The 23,215-nt window shown below is 47.2% G+C and carries 21 protein-coding genes; 6 read left to right on the forward strand and 15 right to left on the reverse strand.

Annotated features, from left to right (window positions below; genetic code table 11):
• Window positions 1-5 precede the first annotated feature (5 nt).
• From MHH92_RS22820 to MHH92_RS22835, 4 genes are all read right to left on the reverse strand, one after another.
• Window positions 6-416: a GNAT family N-acetyltransferase gene (locus tag MHH92_RS22820; RefSeq protein WP_340906486.1), complete on the reverse strand. Its 411-nt coding sequence runs from the start codon at window positions 414-416 to the stop codon at window positions 6-8.
• A 128-nt stretch (window positions 417-544) separates the two neighbouring features.
• Window positions 545-1,771 carry an amidohydrolase gene (locus MHH92_RS22825; protein ID WP_340907758.1) on the reverse strand — a complete coding sequence of 409 codons (1,227 nt, stop codon included), beginning with the start codon at window positions 1,769-1,771 and terminating at the stop codon, window positions 545-547.
• A gap of 220 nt (window positions 1,772-1,991) precedes the next feature.
• Entirely contained in the window at window positions 1,992-2,546 is a 555-nt protein-coding gene (locus MHH92_RS22830) for a methylated-DNA--[protein]-cysteine S-methyltransferase (RefSeq protein WP_047844000.1), read from the reverse strand.
• Window positions 2,547-2,588: 42 nt separating this feature from the next.
• Window positions 2,589-3,293 (reverse strand): DNA alkylation repair protein, encoded by a 705-nt coding sequence (locus tag MHH92_RS22835; RefSeq protein ID WP_340906489.1) that lies wholly within the window; start codon window positions 3,291-3,293, stop codon window positions 2,589-2,591.
• A 190-nt stretch (window positions 3,294-3,483) separates the two neighbouring features.
• On the opposite strand from MHH92_RS22835, the gene mgtE reads away from it, so the two are divergent.
• The gene (gene mgtE, locus MHH92_RS22840; protein WP_047844002.1) at window positions 3,484-4,854 is read left to right on the forward strand and encodes a magnesium transporter; all 1,371 of its coding nucleotides are present in this window, start codon (window positions 3,484-3,486) and stop codon (window positions 4,852-4,854) included.
• 69 nt (window positions 4,855-4,923) lie between these two features.
• Here the strand turns inward: mgtE and mmsB are convergent, their stop codons facing one another.
• The 6 genes from mmsB to MHH92_RS22870 all read right to left on the reverse strand — a co-directional run bounded on the left by mmsB (window position 4,924) and on the right by MHH92_RS22870 (window position 13,320).
• Complete coding sequence (mmsB, locus tag MHH92_RS22845) at window positions 4,924-6,087, reverse strand: multiple monosaccharide ABC transporter permease (RefSeq protein WP_036674453.1); 1,164 nt, start codon at window positions 6,085-6,087, stop codon at window positions 4,924-4,926.
• Window positions 6,056-7,621: a multiple monosaccharide ABC transporter ATP-binding protein gene (mmsA, locus tag MHH92_RS22850; RefSeq protein WP_340906496.1), complete on the reverse strand. Its 1,566-nt coding sequence runs from the start codon at window positions 7,619-7,621 to the stop codon at window positions 6,056-6,058. Before mmsA ends, mmsB begins: the two co-directional genes overlap by 32 nt.
• Window positions 7,622-7,642: 21 nt before the next feature.
• Window positions 7,643-8,728 (reverse strand): multiple monosaccharide ABC transporter substrate-binding protein, encoded by a 1,086-nt coding sequence (gene chvE / locus MHH92_RS22855; RefSeq protein WP_036674459.1) that lies wholly within the window; start codon window positions 8,726-8,728, stop codon window positions 7,643-7,645.
• 317 nt (window positions 8,729-9,045) lie between these two features.
• Window positions 9,046-10,344: a response regulator transcription factor gene (locus tag MHH92_RS22860; protein ID WP_445744714.1), complete on the reverse strand. Its 1,299-nt coding sequence runs from the start codon at window positions 10,342-10,344 to the stop codon at window positions 9,046-9,048.
• Window positions 10,345-10,352: 8 nt separating this feature from the next.
• The gene (locus MHH92_RS22865) at window positions 10,353-12,221 is read right to left on the reverse strand and encodes a cache domain-containing sensor histidine kinase (RefSeq protein ID WP_340907762.1); all 1,869 of its coding nucleotides are present in this window, start codon (window positions 12,219-12,221) and stop codon (window positions 10,353-10,355) included.
• 91 nt (window positions 12,222-12,312) lie between these two features.
• The gene (locus tag MHH92_RS22870; RefSeq protein ID WP_100529115.1) at window positions 12,313-13,320 is read right to left on the reverse strand and encodes a substrate-binding domain-containing protein; all 1,008 of its coding nucleotides are present in this window, start codon (window positions 13,318-13,320) and stop codon (window positions 12,313-12,315) included.
• 206 nt (window positions 13,321-13,526) lie between these two features.
• Between MHH92_RS22870 and MHH92_RS22875 the strand changes: the two genes are divergently transcribed.
• Both MHH92_RS22875 and MHH92_RS22880 read left to right on the forward strand, forming a co-directional pair.
• Window positions 13,527-14,108, forward strand: coding sequence for a LysE family translocator (locus tag MHH92_RS22875; RefSeq protein ID WP_036617102.1), 582 nt, complete (start codon window positions 13,527-13,529; stop codon window positions 14,106-14,108).
• A 19-nt stretch (window positions 14,109-14,127) separates the two neighbouring features.
• Window positions 14,128-14,904: an AraC family transcriptional regulator gene (locus MHH92_RS22880; RefSeq protein WP_036617099.1), complete on the forward strand. Its 777-nt coding sequence runs from the start codon at window positions 14,128-14,130 to the stop codon at window positions 14,902-14,904.
• 173 nt (window positions 14,905-15,077) lie between these two features.
• Here the strand turns inward: MHH92_RS22880 and MHH92_RS22885 are convergent, their stop codons facing one another.
• A complete protein-coding gene (locus tag MHH92_RS22885; protein WP_340906501.1) occupies window positions 15,078-15,650 on the reverse strand; it encodes a hypothetical protein in 573 nt (190 codons plus the stop codon).
• 169 nt (window positions 15,651-15,819) lie between these two features.
• Here MHH92_RS22885 and MHH92_RS22890 point away from each other — a divergent pair, with 169 nt between their 5' ends.
• Entirely contained in the window at window positions 15,820-16,488 is a 669-nt protein-coding gene (locus MHH92_RS22890) for a phosphatase PAP2 family protein (protein WP_340906503.1), read from the forward strand.
• A 165-nt stretch (window positions 16,489-16,653) separates the two neighbouring features.
• Here the strand turns inward: MHH92_RS22890 and MHH92_RS22895 are convergent, their stop codons facing one another.
• Window positions 16,654-18,087 (reverse strand): glycoside hydrolase family 1 protein, encoded by a 1,434-nt coding sequence (locus tag MHH92_RS22895; RefSeq protein ID WP_047844010.1) that lies wholly within the window; start codon window positions 18,085-18,087, stop codon window positions 16,654-16,656.
• 88 nt (window positions 18,088-18,175) lie between these two features.
• Here MHH92_RS22895 and MHH92_RS22900 point away from each other — a divergent pair, with 88 nt between their 5' ends.
• On the forward strand, window positions 18,176-19,117 hold the full coding sequence (locus tag MHH92_RS22900) for a helix-turn-helix transcriptional regulator (RefSeq protein WP_340906505.1): 942 nt from the start codon (window positions 18,176-18,178) through the stop codon (window positions 19,115-19,117).
• A gap of 73 nt (window positions 19,118-19,190) precedes the next feature.
• Window positions 19,191-20,006 carry a class I SAM-dependent methyltransferase gene (locus tag MHH92_RS22905; RefSeq protein ID WP_340906507.1) on the forward strand — a complete coding sequence of 272 codons (816 nt, stop codon included), beginning with the start codon at window positions 19,191-19,193 and terminating at the stop codon, window positions 20,004-20,006.
• A gap of 98 nt (window positions 20,007-20,104) precedes the next feature.
• Here the strand turns inward: MHH92_RS22905 and MHH92_RS22910 are convergent, their stop codons facing one another.
• From MHH92_RS22910 to MHH92_RS22920, 3 genes are all read right to left on the reverse strand, one after another.
• Window positions 20,105-20,899 (reverse strand): hypothetical protein, encoded by a 795-nt coding sequence (locus MHH92_RS22910; RefSeq protein WP_340907764.1) that lies wholly within the window; start codon window positions 20,897-20,899, stop codon window positions 20,105-20,107.
• A 123-nt stretch (window positions 20,900-21,022) separates the two neighbouring features.
• The gene (locus tag MHH92_RS22915) at window positions 21,023-21,439 is read right to left on the reverse strand and encodes a hypothetical protein (protein WP_340906510.1); all 417 of its coding nucleotides are present in this window, start codon (window positions 21,437-21,439) and stop codon (window positions 21,023-21,025) included.
• A gap of 458 nt (window positions 21,440-21,897) precedes the next feature.
• Window positions 21,898-23,178: an XRE family transcriptional regulator gene (locus MHH92_RS22920; RefSeq protein ID WP_340906512.1), complete on the reverse strand. Its 1,281-nt coding sequence runs from the start codon at window positions 23,176-23,178 to the stop codon at window positions 21,898-21,900.
• Window positions 23,179-23,215 lie beyond the last annotated feature (37 nt).

Raw genomic sequence — 23,215 nt, forward strand, 5'->3', positions numbered from 1 at the left:
ACTCACTAGATTTTCTTGATCAATATAATCTCCAAAGGTTGTGTATCCAGCAACAGAGCCCCTGCATCAACATACCCCAGCTTTCGATAGAAATGTTGGGCATGTTCGTCTGATTGTGTTGAAGTCATCACTGTATCAAAGCCTTGTTGCTTCATTAAACTTTCCCAGTGATGCACGACTTTTTTGCCATACCCGCCGTTTCGATAGGGTTCATCAATCCAGATCATATTCATAAAGGGAAGGTTGTCCCAAAAGTAACCGTACCTCATCCATCCAACTCTTGATCCCTCGTCCTCGTCCCATAGGATGAATATTTCTTTCTCACTAATCTTCGTTTTCACAAGTGGCTGATGGATATGCCGATCTCTTTCAATGATATAGTCATAGTCAGCTTCCGTTGCATATTCAATCTTCATTCGTAGTGCTCCCTTCATTAACTACGTACATCATAACCCAAAATGTGGTATATGCGAACAGTTCTTTCCTCTTTTTCTCCCATGCCAAAAAACCACGGTTTCCCGTGGCTGCACCCGCTCTATTTTCCTCAATCCGCTGTTGATCCGCTGACCAATTGCCCCTTGTACCATACAGCCTGCCGCGCAGATCGCCGCGCAACAGCTTCCGCTGAACAACTCGCATGCACCAATACAAAACTCGCGGAGTCGCCTACCTTCGGCCAGACCTGTTCCCCTTGTGAATCCAGCGGTGTAATACCGCCTGTTACGAATGCCAAAGATTGAGACAAAGACAATTCGTCACTATATCCGTACAGTTCTGCGAATCGTCCCGCTTTCTCAAGCAGATCCCCATTGCCAAAAGGAGACCAGTGATCCGTCAGGCTGTCTGTGGCCAGCTTCACGTTCACGCCCATACGGTGGAGCATGGGAAGAGGCATCATCGTTCTGCCAATGGGCACCGTGGAAGCAATGCTCATCCCGAGCGAGGCCATTCGCTGCGCCATATCTTCCGCTTCCTGCTGCTCTGCGCGGGCGAACCAGAACGCATGACTCACCGTAACTTTGCCCTGAAGCCCTGCCGCTTCGGTCAGATTTGCGAGTTCCAGCAACGTTTGTTTCCCGGCCTGCCCGCCATCATGCAGATGAATATCGATGCCCGCCTGGTGCTGAACAGCCAGTTCAACCATGGCGTTCAATGATTTCTCGATCTGTTCATCCACCGTATGAGGATCAAGTCCGCCTACATGTGTTGCACCTTCCTTCATCGCTTGGCCCATAAGCTCCACTGAATGGGAACGAAGCAGTCCATGCTGCGGGAAAGCCACGATCTCCGAAGAGATTTTGCCCGAAAATGATTCCAGAGCCTGCCGCGTCGCTTCCAGTCTTTTCAAGCCACTGACGGGTTCAATATTGCAATGACTACGCACATGAGTGGAGCCGTGCCCCTGAATCAAGGTCAGAATACTCTCCGCTTGACGTTTCGCATCTGGTAGCAGCTTGGGTAACAGAACCTTCTCTTCTTCAATACGTTCGAAAATACTGGAGATACGTTTAACGGCTGTCCACGGCCCATCGTAGTAGGTTTTATCCAGATGAATATGTGCCTCCTCGAACGAAGGCAACAGCAGAAGTCCCTTGCCATCTACTTGTGGTAGATCGTTAGATAGCGGGTTGTTTCCTTCCACAATCTCTGCGATCACTCCATCTTTAATCCGCAGATTAGCGGGGCTTGTCCGTGTCCCCGTCACCTGTTCTCCCTCCCGAACATAACCCCGCTCCACAGTCACGTTTGTTAACCAATAAGCCTGCTTCATCATGTCATCCCTCTTTTCTTACCCGGCATTACGTCCCCCGGATACAGATTGATCTATGATCCATGGTACCATACGGTTTCACCGGGCAAAAATACGTAAAACGTTGGTGTTCCATATGCGGAACGTTTGCATTACCCTACCTTAATACATGCAAAAAAACAGACACACTGAAGTGCCTGCCCTGTCCATATCACCTTAATCTTCTATGTTCCCTCTTCAATTAAAAATGAAACCGCGCATGCCCTCCATCGGTCACACCTTCAATCCGTTCGATATCCAGCAGTCTGCGCTTCATCTCCAAACCTCCGCGGAACCCTGTCAGCTTGCGATTAGCCCCGATAATGCGGTGGCATGGTAGCAGAACCGGAATCGGATTAGCCCCATTTGCAGCCCCAACTGCTCGCACAGCTGAAGGTCTTCCAATCGCAGCAGCTATATCACCATAGGTCCGGATTTCACCATAAGGCACACGCCCTAGCTCTCTCCATACCTCCTGTTGGAAGTTCGTTCCGATCAAGTCCAGTGGGATAGCATCTGTATAAGCCATGGGTTCTCCTGCAAAATAGGACTGCAACCAATCCATCATACCTGTTTGTTTCAGAGCATCCTCGTTCTCTTCCAGTTCCACGCCAGGTGCAACTTTCTGTATCCAGCCGTTCCAATCTTCCAATGTTTCGTTTGGCATGACCACTCGGCACAATCCCTGTTCCGTAGCGAGCAGCACCCATGGACGACCGTCCAACTGCATCGTGGTGTACATCAACTTTTTTCTCATTCGTTTATCGCCCTCTCCCCGGTGGAATGCTTAATGCTAGAACTAGGAGGTAATCTGCTTCTTCACCTTACGTTTCATACTGCGGATCATTTGCTTGCTCTCTGGATCCACGCGATAAGATTCCGTGATTTTCTGAAGTGCCTTATTATACGTAAAATCGTCCAGGGTATTATGGTTCAGATAACGCATAGTCACCTCAGGTTGTTTCACATAAGCCATTGAGATGGCCCAAGCCACTGCCATTTTCACATAATACGCCTCGTGCCTAATCTGATCCAATGCGGATAGAACCTGATCGATATATCGCTCATTCAGATAAAAATTCAACAGCATTACCACACCAAACCGGATTTCATATTCCTGATCAGATCTCAGATACGGTTGCAAGAACGCCCACATGGGCTCCGAATGGACCTTCGTATATTTCAGTCCCGCACAGAAGCTGTCACACACCGACCAGTTGTCAATCTTCGGTACAAATGTTTCAATAGCCTTTAACAGCTCGTCCAGATCAGCCTGTACATGTCCAATGACCATCGCTTGCAACATCACTTCTTCAAAATATTCATCCTCTGCCGTTTCCAGATACGTGCGCCAGTCCCCGGCGGCAAGTTGCTTGGCAATTTTTCGTAAGGCTGGCAACCTTACACCAAGTACATTCGTGATGTTGGGAATATGTGCGGCCGAGAATTTTTGATACTCCGGCTCAACCATGCTGAGCAATTGTGTTCTGATATCTACTTCCACTAGCGCATGTCCTCCTCGTCTGTTGCTGTACAACAAGTATATCCTTGAAGCGGCTGTTTGTAAGCCCATATCGAATAGGTGAGCAAGATTACAATATTATTTTTGGCGCTCCCTTTTTCCCTTCGTTGTTTGACTTTCAACCCATTCCGTTTAAAAATATGAAGTTGACCATTCAGAAAGGAGTGTCGATATGAACAGACCTCATACCAAGAAAGATTTCTCCGTGGAGGAGATCACCGAACAACTCGTGCAACATGTACAATCCCGGAACCTTCCCGATTTCTATAAATTGGTGAAAGAACTGCATCCCTACGACCTCTCACTTGTATATAAAAAGTTCCCTGAAGCAGAAACCAATCGGTTTCTGCTCCTGTTCAAACCTGATGCTCTGGCGGATCTCGCCGAGACCTTGAAGCTACACGAACAGATTCAACTGTTTGAACGACTTGGGCCGGAACGAACACTTGAAGTCATGCAGCAGATGGACAAAAGTGATCTGATTCGGTTCATGCACGATTTGCCCGCCAAACGCAGAGAAGAATTGCTGTCCAATATGAATCTGGATCACTCTGCCATTATCCGATCCGTGCTTAATTACCCGCCGGAAACGGCAGGACGCATCATGACAGATCAATATCGGACCCTGCTCGCTCATGAGACAGCCAAGGAAGCCTTACGACAATCACAAGGTACCATGCATATCTCAGCCTCCAGTTATCTCTATGTAACCGATAATGAAGGCAAACTGGTCGGTGTCGTGAGTTATCGATCCCTTGCCTTGGCTGACGATAAGACCCAGGTTGAAGAACTGATGACCCGGCGGGTGATCCATGCAACGGTAGATATGGACCAGGAAGAAGCAGCACAGCTTCTACAGCGTTATGAGTTTATTGCACTTCCGGTGGTGGATGAAAATCACAGGTTATGCGGTATCATTCAGATGGATGATGTCATCGATATTATTATGGATGAAGCCAGTGAAGATTTGGCCAAGATGGGGGGCGGTAGCAAGGATATCGACTTTGATACCAAACCACTCGTGGCCGTCAGACGCAGGCTTCCCTGGCTCATCTTGCTTCTATTGATTGGTCTAATCTCGGGAAGTATTGTGGATTTCTTTGAGGATACACTCAATCAGGTTGTGGCATTGGCATTTTTCATGCCGATGATCGCAGGTATGACCGGTAACACAGGAACGCAGTCTCTGGCTGTTGTGGTACGCGGACTGATCGGACGCAAACTCGACAAAGCCACCGTACTCGCACTGATTGGTCGGGAGATCAAGGTAGGCATAATGATTGGCTTGGTATGTGGATTGCTGATTACTGTCATCGCTTATTTCTGGCAAGGGGACTGGCTGCTGGGTGCCATTATTGGGGTATCTCTGTTCCTCACTCTTGTCATTGGTACACTGACCGGTACATGCATCCCGCTTCTGCTTAGTCGTTTCAAAGTCGACCCGGCTGTTGCCTCTGGCCCGTTAATCACCACATTGAATGATATCTTGTCCCTGTTTATCTATTTTGGCATCGCCACACGTTTCCTCGATGCCTTAATGTAAATAAGTTGGGCATACAGCAAAACAGACCTGATCCTGAGATCAAGGTCTGTTTTTTCATTTTACCAAGTGTTACGCTGATCTTTTATTTTTATTATAGATATCAAACGCTACAGCGAGCAGTAGTACCAATCCCTTAATCCCCTGCTGCCAGTCAATACCGAGACCAATCAGGGACATCCCGTTATTCAGCACACCCATAACCAAACCACCGATGATGGCACCAAATACCGTACCTATGCCCCCTGAAGCGGAAGCACCACCGATGAAGCAGGCCGCAATGGCATCCAGCTCGAAGTTGGTACCTGCTCTTGGCGTAGCCGCATTCAGACGTGCGGCGAAGATCAACCCGGATACCGCGGCAAGTGTACCCATGTTCACGAAAACCCAGAAGGTTACCTTTTTTGTTTTGACCCCAGACAGACCTGCGGCCTTCTCATTACCTCCAAGCGCATACACATGCCGTCCCATGACAGTACGATTCATAACGAAGGAGTACACAACGATCAGGACAAACAGCAGGACCAGGATATTCGGAATACCTGCATAACTTGCGAGTACAAACGTAAACAGATTTGTCACAACAGCCACCACAATCAACTTGAGCAAAAACAGTCCCTGTGACACGACCTCAAATCCATATTTTCGCTGGGAACGGCGTTCCCGCAGTTCATTGACAATGTACCAAACGGTGAGCACAAGACCCACAATGATAGATACCAGACCAAAACCTGAGAATTGAATGTCCGCCAGAAAGCCCGAACTTATTTTCTGGAATCCACCCGGGAAAGGAGAGATCGATTGCCCCTCCAGCACGATCATCGTCAAGCCTCGGAACAGCAGCATACCTGCCAGCGTCACGATAAATGCTGGAATCCGCACATAGGCGATCCAGAAGCCTTGCCATGCACCGATCAAAGCACCAACCAGCAAGGAAGCGATGACTGCAAGCCAAGCCGGAAGCTGCCAATCAACCATCATAATTGCGGCAACGGCACCAACAAAGGCTGCAATGGAACCAACAGACAGGTCAATATGCCCGGTAATGATGACCAGCACCATTCCGATCGCCAGCACCAGAATGTAACTGTTCTGCAAAATCAAATTTGTAATATTAATCGGCTTGAGCAACAGCCCGCCTGTAAGTACCTCGAACAAAAGCATAATCACTACCAGGGCAATAATCATGCCGTATTGACGGATATTATTTTTGAACAGCTTTGTTATCATTTCCATGCTTGCCGCCTCCAGACTTGGTCATATATCTCATCAACGTTTCCTGCGATGCTTGCTCCCGGCTGACTTCACCGGTGATTCGTCCGGCATTCATCACATAGATCCGGTCACACAGGCCAAGAACCTCCGGAAGCTCGGATGAGATTACCAGTACACCCTTGCCTTCAGCAGCAAGCCGATGAATGATCGTATAGATTTCGAATTTCGCTCCCACATCAATACCGCGGGTAGGTTCATCCAGGATAAGAATATCTGGTCCGGCAAAAATCCATTTGCTGAGCACCACTTTTTGCTGGTTGCCTCCACTCAGATTACCGGTCTTCTGCAAAATGCTTGGTGCTTTGATGTTCATGCTTTTCTTCATCTTTTCCGCTACCAGTACTTCTTCACGCTCGTTCACTACCGCGTTTCGCGTCAGCTTGCTCAGACCCGTCAAGGAAATATTGCGCTTGATGTCATCCATCAGAATGAGTCCGTATTCCTTGCGGTCTTCTGTCACATAAGCAAACCCATTCTGAATGGCCTCCGTGACGGTATTGTTGTGGATCGGTTTACCATTCTTAATGAGTTGCCCCGAAATATTCCGGCCATAGGATTTGCCAAAGATACTCATGGCAAGCTCGGTACGCCCAGCGCCCATCAGCCCGGCAATCCCTACAATTTCACCACGTCTGATATTCATATCGATCTGATCCAGTACTTTCCGCTCGGCATGATGTTCGTGATATACCGTCCAGTCTTTTACCTCTAGGATAACTTCACCAATGGTGGCATGACGCTCCGGATAACGGCTGGTGAGATCACGTCCTACCATTCCGCTAATAATCCGGTCCTCCGTCACTTTTTCCTTCTTCATATCCAACGTCTCAATTGTCTTGCCATCCCGTAAAATAGTCACCGAATCGGAAACCTTGGATACCTCATTCAGCTTGTGTGAGATCAGGATACAGGCGATGCCCTGTTTCTTGAATTCCAGCATCAATTGCAGCAGATTTTCACTGTCGTCCTCGTTCAGCGCAGCGGTTGGCTCATCCAAAATAAGCAGCCGCACCTTTTTGGAGAGCGCTTTCGCAATTTCGACCAGTTGCTGCTTGCCTACCCCGATGCTGGATACCAGCGTGTTTGGATTTTCGCTCAGTCCCACCTTCGAGAGCAGTTCTCGTGTACCTACAAAAGTTTCCTTCCAGTTGACAATTCCTCTGCTCGCACGCTCGTTGCCCAGATATATATTTTCCGCGATTGAAAGGTAGGGAATAAGGGCCAACTCCTGATGGATAATGACGATTCCCAGATCCTCGCTCTGCTTAATATCCTTGAACTCACAATTTTTGCCCTGAAATAAAATGTCGCCTTCATACGTGCCATGTGGATATACACCACTCAGTACCTTCATCAACGTAGATTTACCTGCGCCATTTTCACCACATATGGAATGAATTTCGCCTTCACGGACTTTCAGATTGACATTTTCCAGCGCTTTGACGCCAGGAAAGGTTTTGGTGATGTTTTTCATTTCCAGAATGATTCCGGCCATGGGATGTGCTCCTTTCATTTATTATTTCAGTCCGATTTCTTCCTTCGTGTAATACTGTGTACCAACGATATCCTGCTCCACATTTGTACGGTCCACCGAGATGGGATCCAAGAGATACGCCGGAACAACCTCAATTCCATTGTTATATGATGTTTTATCATTAACTTCCGCCTGTTTTCCTTGCAAAATACTATTGGCCATCTCTACCGTCTTCTCCGCTAGCTTCCGTGTATCCTTGAACACCGTCTGCGTCTGTTCCCCGGCCACAATGGACTTGATCGAGGCAAGTTCGGCATCCTGTCCTGTAATAACGGGCAGCGGTTTGTTCGAAGTACCGTAACCAATCCCTTTCAAGGATGAGATGATACCAATACTGATTCCATCATAAGGAGATAATACTGCATCCAGATTATCACCCGAGTAATAGGCACTCAGCAGGTTATCCATCCGTGACTGGGCCAATGCACCGTCCCAGCGCAAGGTTGCAATCTGGGCCATCGTCATCTGCTTGCTGCGTACCACCAGTTTGCCTGAATCGATGTACGGCTTCAGCACAGACATCGCACCGTCGAAGAAGAAATAGGCGTTATTATCATCAGGAGAGCCACCAAACAGCTCAATGTTATAAGGTCCTTTTCCATCCTTGAGTCCAAGCTTTTGTTCGATGTAGGAGGCTTGAAGCACACCCACCTTAAAATTGTCGAACGTGGCGTAATAGGTTAAGTATGGCGTATTGCGAATGAGCCGATCATACGAGATCACTTGTATCCCTTCGTCATGCGCTTTCTTGATTACATCCGTTAATGTGTTGCCATCCACGGACGCGATGACCATCACATCCACACCTTTGGTGATCATGTTTTCAATCTGTGAAATCTGATTCTCGACCACATCCTCAGCATACTGAAGATCGGTTTTGTACCCCTGCTCCTGGAACAGACGGACCATGTTCTCCCCGTCTCCCACCCATCGTTCTGATGATTTGGTCGGCATCGATATACCGACATATCCCTTTTCTTTACTGCCTGGGCCACTCTCTGCCAGATTGCAGGCCGAGAGCATCAAGGTCATCACCAGAAGCCAGATGAGCATTGCTCCTTTTTTCATATGAAGTTCCCCTTTCCTCACGTCATACGGTTCTGAATGAGTCATAAGATAACGCTTACAATGCATGTAGTCCATCCTGTTGCTTGGTGTTCCTGTCTGAGACCAATGGTAGCATTCGAGAAGCCGTAAGGTCTTTGCACGTTTTGAACCTTTTTTATAAAAATTTAACTTTTGATGGAAACACTTAAAGTACAAGTGTGACCCATGAGATACCATTCCAGAGTCAAAAAAAGGACATGCTCCACTTCGCTTCACACGAAGTAGAACACATCCATCTCATTTATCACATGTCTAAGTGAACAACTGTAATACGATATTTAATTCGCAGAAGGATGATAAGCCGTCCCCCCGTTCTTTCGATACTGCACTGGTGAAATGCCCATTGTTTTCTTAAATGCAGTGCTGAAATAATGTTGGGTATCATAACCTACACGCTCAGCTATGGTGTGGATCGGCAGTGTTGTTGAGTCTAATAACTGTATAGCCTTGCGAATGCGAGCATGCGTGACAAGCGTGACAAAGGAATCATTCAGCTCTTTCTTCAGCACACGACTAAGATATACGGCAGATACTTGTAGACGGGAAGCAAGCGATTCCAGGGTCAGTTCCCGCTCGGCATATTCTTCGTGAATAAGCTGTCTTGCCCGGCGAACCAGAGGCGACAACTGCACTTCCCCGAATACCCTTTCACGGCAAAGACGGTACGTATCTGGCGTTTCTTCCAGTGTCCCTGCATGTGTCTCCACATGAGCATGAATGGCAATATTCAGGCAAGAACTAATCTGCTGTTCCAGAAGGGATTCTATTTCTTCTGGGGCTTCCTGCCACAGACACATGCCGATCAAGCCGCTTACGTCCCGAAACAGGACATGTGGCACGTCCCCCAGCAGTTCACTAATTATATTTTCCACTGCAAACAGAAATAACTGACGATCATTCTCTCTCAGTATCGTCTGACGAGCTTCAGCGGCAGGCCAGCGTACGACCCCGATCTGCACAGGTGGGACGGCGGGCAGCCGTAAAAACACAAGTTGCTCCGTCAGATCCCTCCCTTCAGCCTGCCCCTCCAGCCACTCCAGCATAAATCGCTGGCGAAGCAACGGGATATTACGTTCAATCTGATGAGCTGCCTGTTGTACATATGCCGTCCTCTGGTGCTCTTCAGTAAGTCGCTGATGCAATCGCTCAAGTGCAGCATATAATTGTTCTGCTTGCACAGGTTTCAAAATGTAATCCTCTACGCCAAGACGAACCGCCTCCTGCGCATATGCAAATTCATCATGTCCCGAGATGATCAGGTAACGACAGCCCGGGCACTTCTGCTGAAGGGCACGGATTAGTTCGATTCCGTTCAGGAATGGCATATTCATATCAACGAGAACAATATCCACACCCAAGTCAGCCGCCCGTTCCAGCGCTTCCTCGCCATCTTCCGCTTCACCAACAACCTCCATCCCGAGAGTTATCCAGTCAATGGCATCCCGAATCCCCTCACGAATGATCGGTTCATCATCAGCGATGAGCACGCGGTATTTCTTCGCCACATCGCTATCCGGCGTAATCTCCATTACTGTAGTCAATGCGGATGTCTCATCTGTTTCAGTGGAAGTTGTCACGGCCGATTTCATGAATTTTCCCATTCACTCTCCTGCCTCTCTTCGTTATTGAATTGCTTGGTTGGTGGGAGCTCTCGCATCAACGGATGAATGATGGTCACACTCGTTCCTTCACCTTCCTGGCTCTCCAGCACAATACCGTATTCATCGCCAAAGGACAGCCGGAGACGGGCCTGCACATTCAACATTCCATAACTTTTGCCTGTCATCCCAGGCGAAGACGCTTCCAAACTTGCCAACGGAGCTTCGAGCAACTGCTGCATCTCGGCAAGCCGTTCGATGGACATGCCTGCTCCATTATCATGAATGGTCAGCAGCAGTCTGTTATGTTCCAATCTGGCCTCCACCCGAATGTGTCCCGGCCCACGCCTGCCCTTGATTCCATGATAGATTGCATTCTCTATCAGGGGCTGAAGCAGCAGCTTTAACACCAAAAGGTCCCGCAGTTCCTCTGGAATATTCAATGTATACTGAAGACGATCGCGGTATCGTGTCTGCTGAATTTGCAGATAACTGGTCATATGCTCAATCTCGGAATGCAGCGGAATGTAATCCCGTCCTTTACTAAGCCCTATGCGAAATAATCGAGATAACGCACCAACCATGCCGGATACATCTTCTGCACCCTCTTTGCGTGCCATCCAATGAATCGTATCCAAGGTATTGTACAAAAAGTGTGGTTTGATATGCTCCTGCAAACTTCGCATTTCAGCGTCGCGCTTCTGCCGCTCCCGCAATTCATTTAGTGATATCAGTTGTCGAATCTGTGCCAGCATTCGGTTATAACTGTTGCCAAGCATGCCAATCTCATCAGCGCGATCGCTCCAGCGGCCTGGTCTGAGATTGCCAGTCTCCGCCCTTCGCATGTAGGACATGAGTCGGAAAATGGGCTGAGCAATAGAACGGGAGAACCATAAAGAGGCGCTCAGGCCAAACAAACAAACCACAAATACAAAGCTAACCACGTAAAACTGGATTTGGCGTACTTCGGATATCGAGTCTCTTGTGGGAAATACCCCTACCGTTCTCCAACCCGTAAAGGTAGACGACTGATACATGAATAATAACGTTCCACCTTCTGTATCGGCGGTAAACGTTCCACTCTCACCGGAGGGGAACCAGTCTGTGGGAATGTGTTCTATTAGCGGATGCTCCGGCTTGTATACACTTTGACCTTCTGCATCCGTCACCATCACATAACCGGATTTCCCCAAGGTTACATTACGGGCAGCCTGAGAGACGGACCTAAGTTTAAGATCAATCATAATAACGCCCCGCACACGTCCTGACGCTTCATCCGTTATGGAACGCGCAACCGATACAATCTCATCATCCTTGTACCGTACATGTGTCGTGAGATTACGCTCTTTCGGCTGACCCAACACCATGAAGATGCCCGGATTGGCCGAAGCTTTTTGATACCAATTTTCCTGAATCAGGCTCTGTTCCGCTCGGGGATACATCTCGTTGCTAATATAGTCACCACTTGCATTGACGAGAACAATCCCGGCGATTTCAGGATACAATGTTGTGAATCCCTGCAAGGTTTGTTTGATGCCATATAACCGATTTTGCTCCGTTTCGGCATTGGTGTCCATGTTCATCGGTTCGATACCTGCTTCATCATTCAGTGGCATTTTGTCGTTCATAAAAGCATCAATATCCGGGTCAAATGCAATCAGATAGGTCATATTCTGCAAATTCTCCATTTTGCTGTTCAGAGCTTCATTCACTTTGCCAATCAGTTGCATGGTATGCCCTTCAACCTGTCGTTCAACAACCCGCTCCACCGTCCAGTTTACAAGCAACCCAAGCCCTACGGAAGGCACAATGGCGAATAACAGAAAAAGCAACATCAGCTGGTACCGAAGGGGCATATTACGCAAGCGTAAACGCCGAATCCCGTTCCTGAAAGTGGAGAGAATTGCTCTCCTACTCCAAGGCCTTGGACTCTTGAAATACTCCTTGTTATTTGGCATAGTAATCATCCACATCCGAGCGTGTCACCACAGAGATCCCTGTGTCCACCATCACGGGAAGCGGTGCATTTTCACCGGATGAGGATGGGGCAGGAACCGTTAACTGGTGATGCAGATGGAACAGATATTGGAGTGACCAATATCCCATATTCCAGGTTCCCTGTGCAATTGTAGCTGAGATCGTACCGTTCTTGATCATATCCAATGTAGTCTTATTTGTATCAAACGAAATAATCTGCAATGGATGTCTGTCCCCGAGAGTTTGAACAGCTTCCCCCGCTCCTGCCCCTCCGGTAGCTTCAGTCACAAAAATTCCCGCCAGCTCGGGATGTTCCTTCATCATTCTGATTGTTTCGTCTCTGGATACCATCGCATCACCGTGTCCGTCTGCAACTTCAACAATCTGCATGGAAGGGTATCTCTCCTTGATCGTATCGCGGAAACCCTTCGTTCGCTCTTCATGATTTTGTTGCCCAGGCAAGGTTAATACCGCGACCTCTCCCTCACGACCCAGCAGTTCAGCCATTTTATCGGCAGCCATTACACCCGACTTGTAATTATCTGTCCCAAGAAAAGAATAGGCCTGGCTATCGGGTGCATCCGCGTCAAATAATACAACAGGGATATCTGCGTCGATTGCCTTGTTAATCGCTGGAACTAACGATTGAGGATCGATTGCAGATATAGCAATGCCTGCGGGTTTACGAGCGATAGCCTGCTCGATCACCATGGTCTGCTCCTTCGCATCATACCGGGTAGCCCCGCGATATTCTACGGTCACGCCGAGTGCATCCGCGGCATCCTCGAAACCTTTGAGCGGGCTCTTCCAATACTCCAGCCCGGACTGGAATGTAATCATGATATACGTCTCTCCGATATCACCGCGCAGCCCCCGGTCCTCCCAAGAACTGTTTACCTGACTGGTGTATTCAAACCTCAATACATACAACGCAAATGCTGAGATTAGCAAAATGTAAACAAGTAGCATTTTTTTCATTCCGTTCACTTCCTCAAGTCGTCTGATCACCTTGTACATCGTCTAAATTGTAAACGCAATCATTCAAAAAGAAAACCACCCCTTATCTTTTAAAAGCAAGCTCCTGTTGCTAACCGTGTACCTGCTGCAATAATGTACTATATGGTTTCTCCCTTTGGACGTATGATCATGAAACTAAACTACAACCAGAGGAGAGCATCATCCTTATGAATCTTGCATCTTTTTTAATCTACTGCATCGTCGTAACATTTACCCCCGGCCCCAGCAATATCGTAATTCTTTCTTCTACACAGATCGTTGGCGCACGAAAAACAATGCGTTATGTCTGGGGAGCTACGTTGGCATTTGGTCTGCTGCTTACCGCTTCAGCTTTTCTTAATCAGCTTCTTGCGGGAGTGTTACCCGGAATTCTGAAGGTGATGCAGATTGTCGGCGGCCTGTACATGGTGTATCTGGCGTACCAGATCTACAAGATGGGTACCACCGAGGATGCACCGAAACAAGTTACCGGATTCTGGAACGGTTTCATCATGCAATTTGTGAACCCAAAGGTGGTCTTGTTTACTTTCACTGTCATTCCAAGTTATGTATTGCCCTTTTATCAAAGTTCATTCTCATCGTTTCTGTTCGTGGTGCTCATTACATTCATTGGATTTCTGGCCTATTCCAGTTGGGTTGTTTTTGGCACGGTTTTCAGAACGTTGCTGAATCGCCACCAAAAATTACTGAGTATTCTCATGGCACTTTTTTTGTTATACTCAGCCATTATAGTATCCGGATTGATCTAAAGCTTGGGAGGTGTGCTGCATGGAACGGTTTAACTATAAAAAGTCGCAAGACGTGCTGGCACTATCCGCCAGCTTTACTGATTTTGCATACAAAAAACATTGCCATGAAGAGTATGCGGTTGGCGTAACCCTGCGTGGCATTCAACAATATAACCTGGACGGACAATATCAGGCGTCTCACCAAAATGGTGTCATGTTGTTTAACCGTGAACAGTCCCATGATGGAAGCTCCTATGATAAGGCTGGCATTGACTATGTGATGCTGTATTTGAAGCCGGAATTGGTAGAGGAGATTATCGGCAAAAAGGAATTGCGTTTTGGAAGTCCCATCGTCTATGATCCCGAGCTTGCACGTAAGATCCTGATGCTGAACGATGCCGTTCAACTCAGACAGAACGAAGCCGAGTGCAGCGAACGGGTCTTCGATCTGGTTCACCTGCTGGCTCAGAAGGAAATGGACACCAAGCTCTGGTTGCCTCAGGACAACCTGGTCCGCAAAGCCAAGGAAATCATGTTTTGCAGCACTGAAGATGTGCTCAAGCTGGACAACCTGAGCTCCGAATTTGGCATGTCCAAGTTTCAATTTATCCGTGAATTCAAAGCACAAGCAGGCATATCCCCCTACCAGTTTTTCTTAAACTGCAAAGTAGAGCGTGCCCGTCAATCCATCGAAATGCAGAAGGACGTCTATGCTGCTGTTGCCGATTGCGGATTCGTCGATCTGACCCATCTGAATCGACATTTCAAACGGGTATTTGGTGTCACAGCTTATGAATACATGTTGCAGCTGAACTAGTTCCATCGGATCGATAATCTCGACTCCAATTGGATACAATTTTGACGCCACTCCTGAAAATCCCCGTATGAAACGCGGATGTACCTCAACGTTCTTACGGGGATTGACTTGTTTTTCAATCATACAAACCTTTTGTTATACAATCCAACTTTCAATTTTCATCAGACCTGCAATCAGATTCTTTTCTTTCGTTTCCATATCCACACGATTGCCAACGCTGCCAATAAAATGACTCCACCATATAATATGAGTTGGATATATTCACTTCTCCCATCGGTGGTTTCTCCAAAATCTTCTTTACTTACAAGCTTGCCCGCACCCAGCAATTTCAGATCGTCTCCGGCTTGTTCAATTGGAACATTGCGACTGCACAGATTCGTATGAAGCTTATGATCCACTTCATATTGATAAGCATAGATCAGGTAGGATTGATTCTTTTCAAATTGAATGCCACAGGAGTCAGACCCTCCGTCACTCGCGAGGATTTTCATCTTTTTGGCATTAACCCCCTTCCATGCAGTACCTACATCAAAGGTATACTCTCTTAATAAACCATCATGCTTCGACTGTTGAGAATTGCCTTTATTCACCACTTCTCCCGTAAATACTGCTGCGTAGGTCTTCAATCTCTCTTGAACATCATTCTCGACACAACTGCAAGCATACACTCTCTCTCCGGGAAATAGAGCTAACCCAGACGTAACCAACAGTAAGATCAACATGCACATCTCCAAACGTCGTTTCATTCCGACCGCTCCCCTCCTACATTCTCTGCTTGAATAAGCGTTGTTAAGGTTACATATTTTTATTGCTGCTATATTTATTGTAAAATTATAGCACAATACAAATATCGTTATGTCCGACACACGCAAGGACACAACATACGAAATCAACCATCACGGAGGAACTCAACATTTGATACACAACTGGAAAAAGAATATCTCATTCCCGCTGCTCGTTGCGGCGTTGTGCATGATCGCCTTTATAAGCATCGCCTTGTCCATCAGCGACAACCAGATTCATCGATTTGATGATACCTTAATCGGCTGGATTCAGGGGTTGGAATCCCCTGGTATGACACAATTCATGCACCTTTTCACCTGGATCGGCAGCGAAATGCCAGTGGTCTTCATTACCATCATCGCCATGATTGTGTTATACGTTTGCCTGCGACACAAACGCGAACTGCTCTTCCTGGCTTGTGTGATCGCAGGTTCAACCCTGTTAAATGCATTGCTCAAGCTGGTATTCCAGCGTGCCAGACCTACCATTAACCGGATTATCGAAGTGAGCGGCTATAGCTTCCCCAGTGGGCATTCTATGGCAGCATTTAGCCTGTACGGTGGACTGGCCTTTCTAATCTGGAAACATGTACCCACCGTCACCGGACGTGTGCTGATGATTGTTGCCAGCGCCATATTTATACTGACCATTGGTATAAGTCGTATCTACTTGGGGGTGCATTATCCAAGTGATATCGTAGGCGGATACTTCTTGAGTGGTTGCTGGCTGTCCACATGCATATGGTTTTATCGGCGGCATTTGGAGCGCATGTCCCAACTGCAAAGCAGAAGGCTGGCCTAGGCGGCCCGCTATGGAACTACACAAAGAAATACCCGGCTTTCCTTAACTGAAGGATAGCCGGGTATTTTTTATATTCATATATAGTAGTCCTGAACTCGTTCAGGACTACATGGACCGCTTGTCCCATTTAAGGGAACAGGCGGGTCTAGTTATTTTTAAGCCAATTTATAACTCTTCACCATTGGATTCAATGACTTTTTTGTACCAGTGGAAACTCTTCTTCGGTGTTCTGCTCAAGTCTCCGTTACCGTCGTTGTCCTTGTTGACATGAATGAAGCCATAACGCTTCTTCATCTCTCCAGTGGATGCACTAACCAGGTCGATACATCCCCACATGGTGTAGGCAATCAGATCTACGCCGTCAGCTACCGCTTCTTTCATCTGTTCGATGTGACCTTTCAGATAATCAATGCGATAGTCATCCTGAATGGAGCCGTCTTCCTCGACCACATCGACAGCACCCAAGCCATTCTCAACCACCATCAGTGGAATCTGATAACGATCATACAGATGATTCAGCGTGTAACGCAGTCCTTTTGGATCGATCTGCCAACCCCAGTCGGAAGCTTCGAGATATGGATTTTTGATACCGCCCAGCAGATTACCTTCTGCTCTCTCGAGGGACTCATCCGCACTTTCAACCAAAGACATGTAATAACTGAAGGAATAGAAGTCTACGCAGCCTTCACGCAAAGTCTGCTCGTCTCCCGGTTGCATCTCGATCTGGATACCTTCTTCGGCGAAGAAACGTTTGGCGAAACCAGGATACGCTCCACGAACCTGTACATCACCGCAGATCATATTAGAGATTTGGTCTTTCTTCTGTGCAAGCAACATGTCGTCCGGGTTACATGTGTTTGGATAGGTTGTCATGAATGCAACCATACAGCCAATTTTGAAATCAGGGTTGATCTCATGTCCCAGCTTCACTGCTTTGGCACTCGCAACGAATTGGTGATGTAATGCCTGGAAACGAGTCTGTGGATCATCCACTCCGTCGACCAGCGTCTCTTTGCCTTCAAACAGAATACCTGCAGCCATATATGCACCCATCGGCATCGTCAGACAGTTAATTTCGTTGAACGTCAGCCAGTATTTGACCTGATCCTTGTAACGGTTGAAGAGGGTTGTACAATAACGGATATAACAGTCGATGACTTCACGGGAAGCCCAGCCGTTATACTTCTGTGTCAGACCGAATGGCGTTTCATAATGGGAGATCGTTACGAGCGGCTCAATATTGTACTTTTTCAACTCGGCAAAAACATTGTCGTAGAACTGCAATCCCTCTTCGTTTGGCTCCAGATCATAACCGTTTGGATAGATCCGGGACCAGTTGATGGACATGCGGAACATTTTGAAGCCCATCTCTGCCATCATGGCAATATCTTCTTTGTAATGTCCATAAAAATCAACCGCTTCATGGCTCGGATAATACGTGCCCTCTTCCAATACAGGCGTAATCCGGCGTGGGGTCGTGTGGGTTCCCCCTGTCATCATGTCAGACGTGCTCGGCCCTTTGCCACCTTGATTCCATCCACCCTCGAATTGATTGGCAGCCGTAGCGCCACCCCAGTAAAATCCCTCTTTCATTGTCATGATCAGTTCCTCCTTCATATCTCAACAAGACTATATAACCAGTGTACCATCCATACCCTGACACCTATTGTCATGGTATAATCAGAGCATGGAAAATAACCGACTATTTCGAATGTTGCTTTTGTTATTGGAGAAAAAGAAAGCCACTGCACCCGAACTCGCCCGTATGTTCGAGATTTCGGTACGTACGGTGTACCGCGATATCGACCGGCTGAGCGCTGCGGGCATTCCCGTCTATACGACGACCGGCAAGCATGGCGGTATTCATCTTATGGACAACTATGTCATGGACAAGTCCCTGTTGTCTGAAGAAGACCAGAATGAAATTTTGATGGGACTATACAGCATCAGTGCGATCCCCCATCTTAACAGTGCCCATATGCTGCAACGGTTAACCGCCCTTTTTGATCACAAGCTGGATTGGATCGAATTCAATTTCTCGCCATGGGGCAGTATTCCTCTGCAAGAGAGAGAACTGTTCAATCAGGTGAAACAAGCCATATTAACGAATCAATTGATTACGTTTCATTATGTTAATTCGGATGGCGAGAAAAGCATGCCGACTGTGGAGCCACAGAAACTTATATTCAAAAACAGTACGTGGTACTTCAAAGGATATATCCATGATGACCCTGATCGGAAAGAATTCGAGACATTTAAGATGAAACGGATCACCCAGTTGACTTTTTTGGCGAGAAAACACGATCACTCTGTTACTGCCGGATCAAACGACCCTGAATCAGAAGCAGCTCCTATCCTGACTCCTCTTACACTCTCGTTCTCCAGCAATATTGCATACCGAGTGTATGATTTTTTCGAACCCTCCCTCATTAAAAAAGAGCCTGATGGCAGGCTCCGTGTTTCTCTCGAACTGAATGTAGGGGAATGGCTCTACTCCTTCCTGCTGTCGTTTGGTTCCGAGCTGACCGTAATCGAGCCTGTTCATGTTGGACAGGAATTGCTCAGACGTCATATCAAAGCCGTTGAACATTTGCAGAACGTCATGAACAAACTTCCCAACAATGAATGATATAATATAGACCTATACAACATTTGATCACCGCTGACTCTCCGTCATCCATCTGACCAAAGGAGGTTTATCCATGCAAGACATTAGACGCAACAATGTGGAACGTTTCAGAGGTTTTGGTACGTTATACGATCAGAACCGACCAGCTGCTCCCACTGAGGTGGTGGATATTCTAACGACATATCTTGGCAGCACACCGCGTATGGTCGCAGATATAGGCTGTGGCACCGGCTTATCCTCGTGGATCTGGCTTAATGAAGCTGAACGTATCATCGGCTTTGAACCCAGCGATGACATGAGGTCTGTAGCTGAATCCAAGTGGGAATCTGCCGGGAAGCCGGATAACCTGCGGTTTGTGTCCGGCTTGTCTCACGACCTCGGACTACCAGATGGCAGTGTGGATGTGCTGACCTGCTCGCAATCGTTTCACTGGATGGAGCCGCAACCCACACTACGCGAGTTTGCACGTGTACTGCGTACAGGGGGCATATTTGCAGCCTACGATTGCGACTGGCCGCCAATGATAGACTGGCAGTTAGAACAAGCCTATCTGCAGCTGAATAAGGAAGCAGATCAACGAGCAGCCAGTCTGGCTCCCCAGAATAGTCAGGCACACAAATGGAGCAAGGATGGGCATTTGCAGCAGATTCAGCAGTCTGGGCTGTTCCGATATGTTCGGGAAATCGTATTTCATCACCACGAGACATTCACAGCCGATCGATATGTCAATCTCGCCCTGAGCCAAGGCGGCCTGCAAACGGCGTTGAAGCTCGGAGCGGATGATCTATTAACAGCTGCTGAGGAGTTTAGAGCGCTGGCTAATCGTGTATTTGATGGAGAATCCAGAAAAATACTCTTTTCTTATCGCATGCGCCTTGGTATTGTTTAAAAACCGTCCGTTGCTTGCATCTCTCATACATACCAAAATGAAAAGGAGGTCCTACACGTCATAAACATGACCTGTAGGACCTCCTTTTGTCTACATCCTCAAGAGGAGAATAAGTCACTTAATTGTCGCTCCTGTACATTCAATGCCAACACCAATTTTGTTGGGTCTTGTCTTGAATAGATGATATTAATGATATGACCTTGCTGCACCTGGGGCAGCGCAGATGACAAAATTTCTTTTTGCGTTGTCACATTGAAGGTTTCACCGTTCGTCTTTGTTATACTGAGTTTGAGCTGAAGCTTGATCTTATTACTGCCTCCACTCCCAAGTGGAGTGACATCAAGGATCTTGGCCATCGCTTTTTCCCCTGTTCTTGCAATATCCATCATTTCAGGTGATACCCCTTGCTGTACCATCTTTTCATCCAGCAATTGCTGCATATCTTCCTGTGATAATTGCCCCTTCAGATCAAACCCTACCTTGCGCTCATCCTTCACGGAGACCACTAACGGAATGAAACTGCCCGGCTGAAACTGTGCCATGGAGGTCAGCGGAATGACGGCTTTCATCTCGGTATCGTATTTCTCGCGCCCCTTACGCGACACCGTCAGACCCAATCGAACCTCCGGCTGTTCATTAATATACGTCCCCGTCTGTTGTATAGTCTTAATGACCCCAACTGCTGGTAAACCCGTCTTCACTCGACCTACGCCAAAAATATTGCTCAAAATCGCAGGAACAAAGATCAGTGCAAACCCGGCAAAAATCGCCGGAGTGTACCACCATGCCTGCATAATCATAAACGGATCATTCCACAGCTGCTGTGCCAGAAATGGGGAGAACCCTACCCCGAATACAGTTAATACGCCAATGAATCTCAGAAATCCCACCATATGATCCACCCTCTCTTAATCCTTCTCTTAATATCTCTATCAACACCTCGAATAATATATCTATTATTCGTTGTTATACGCATTATTCAAATAGAGTATCACTGTGCTATAACCAAATACCTTCTAGATGGACATTAGCCCCATGTAGATCAACTCGGACGGATTTGCTGGATTTTGACCTAGTCCAACTCGATCACCTATTCGTGGAATCTGCATTTTGGACACCAGTGTCTCTAATGTTCGCTGATACTGGTTGCCATTCGTTTCTGTCACATCCAATACAAGCACAACAATCGGATCAAAGTTGATCAGTTTGCCTGTATCGGTGATTGTCACCACCGTAGCCGTAGCTGTTAAAGGCAGAGAACCACTTGCCGCCAACTGTGCCTGTTTTGCCGAATCCAGACTTTGGTTGATAGCATCCCGATGTTCCTTTGATACAAAACCTTTCATCATCATGCCAGTGAGTCCTTTATTCATCATTTTATCCGCTTTAGCAATCGTATCTTCCTGTTTGTTCTTTTTACCGAACCATCCCATATCAAGCACCTCATTTGTTTTATTTGTTTTTAGAAGTTGTTCAAAAAGTCCACTTTTGATTACGAATCATGCCTAGCGGCATCATCAGCATCGAATATGAAATTCAGCCGAAATGTCCGTTGCTCACGTAGGTCTCCTACGCTCCGCTACTCCATTTCTAGCTTCATTCCATCTTCTCGGTACTGAAAACCAGACTTTTTGAACACGTATTTATAATTAAATTATAAACACCGCGGCTTGTCCTTGAATACCCTTCTGGCGGTATACAAAAAAAACGAAAAATCCGGTATTTGAATGACCGGATAATCGTTTCTTTGGTAAAGTCTTATACTTATTTCACAAAAAAAGATCTGCTTAACCGATCTTCATTTCATGATTGGCAGCTATATTTTGTGGAAAATACGTAGGCAGTAGACAAAATAATGCCTCACTTAGGAAGTTTCATGCTCTTTTCCGCTCTACTTTTTGCGTAACAGATACACCAGCTTCCGATAATACATCGCCGCTTCCTTGTATTTCCGCTGATCCTCGGATACTACGGCCATCCCCTCATATAACGGTTCAAGCCGCATGACATGCTGCGCAGATTCGAAATAAGGCAGACACGCAAGTGCCCGATCCATGAAAACTTCGCGATCTCCATGCGCAAGAGCCAGATGGCTCTGGTAAAAGGTTGCACTCATCTGCTGGTCCTGTGTTGTTGCACATTTTAAGAGTTGATCTACACTCTGCGCGAGCACGCCCCAGTTCTTCCGTGCCAGAGCCACTTCGCATCGATACACACTGACGAGCGGCTGCATCGCGAGCTGAGTTTCTTCCGTTTCCTGCTGCAATAACGATTCAAATCGTTCAATCTCCGTCTGTGCCTGATCCAGTTCACCTGTCATCGTTAGCATGACAATCCGATTGTTGACAATCGCCGTCACCAGATCTCCCTGATTGCCGGCATACACGAGATTTGCCTCCGCCATGGTTAATGCAGAGAGTGCCTCCTGAACCAGCCCCATCGCAAAACAATATCCACTATATGCCACATATAACCCGGACAACCGATGAAACATCCGCTGATCATAGACATGACGCATCGTAAGCTCGAATACCTGTTTTGCCTCTTCATACTGTTTGACCTGGATGTAGGCTTCCATCTTGATATTTTGCACAGACAACCAGAATTCACTGCCAGGAAGCGCCAGCTCACTGAGCCTGGTTGCATGAGTTAGTACATCCACAAAAGCCATTTTGGAGCGATAATATTGTATTTTATAGAATAAAAGTGCCTTGACTAACGGACGTGGCAGATCAATATCGTCTGGACGACCGTATTTCTCCAGGTAAAAATTGAGGTAGGACGTATGTATATACTCATGAGCGGTTGCATCATTTAATTGCTGATAATAGACCGCCTTCATCAAGGCCGTTGTCAGCTCGACGGTCAGCGTGTCATCCCGATCTGCCAGTGCATGCACCGTATCTTCGGATATCGCCGACGCTGGAACAGACATTTGTTCGAAGATAGCCTCTGCCCGTTCGAGTGTTTCCTCGTCCTGAGCCGCAGCCTGTAGAATATAGGAAGGGGATACCCCAAGACGCCCGGCGATGGCTTCTGCCAAGTCCTCAGGTAGCGGATAACGATCCGCCAGGATATTGGCAAAGTGGGCCTGCGTGACCAGACCTTCCACAAGGTCTTTACGGGAGATTTGTTTTCTTTTGCTTAGCAGTTCAATGCGTTCCTTCAGCATGGTATCCCTGTCCTTTCTATCCTAACAAGCGAGTACA

Origin of the sequence: Paenibacillus sp. FSL M7-1414, from assembly GCF_038003195.1 — a bacterium.
GTDB classification, from domain to species: Bacteria; Bacillota; Bacilli; order Paenibacillales; family Paenibacillaceae; genus Paenibacillus; species Paenibacillus amylolyticus.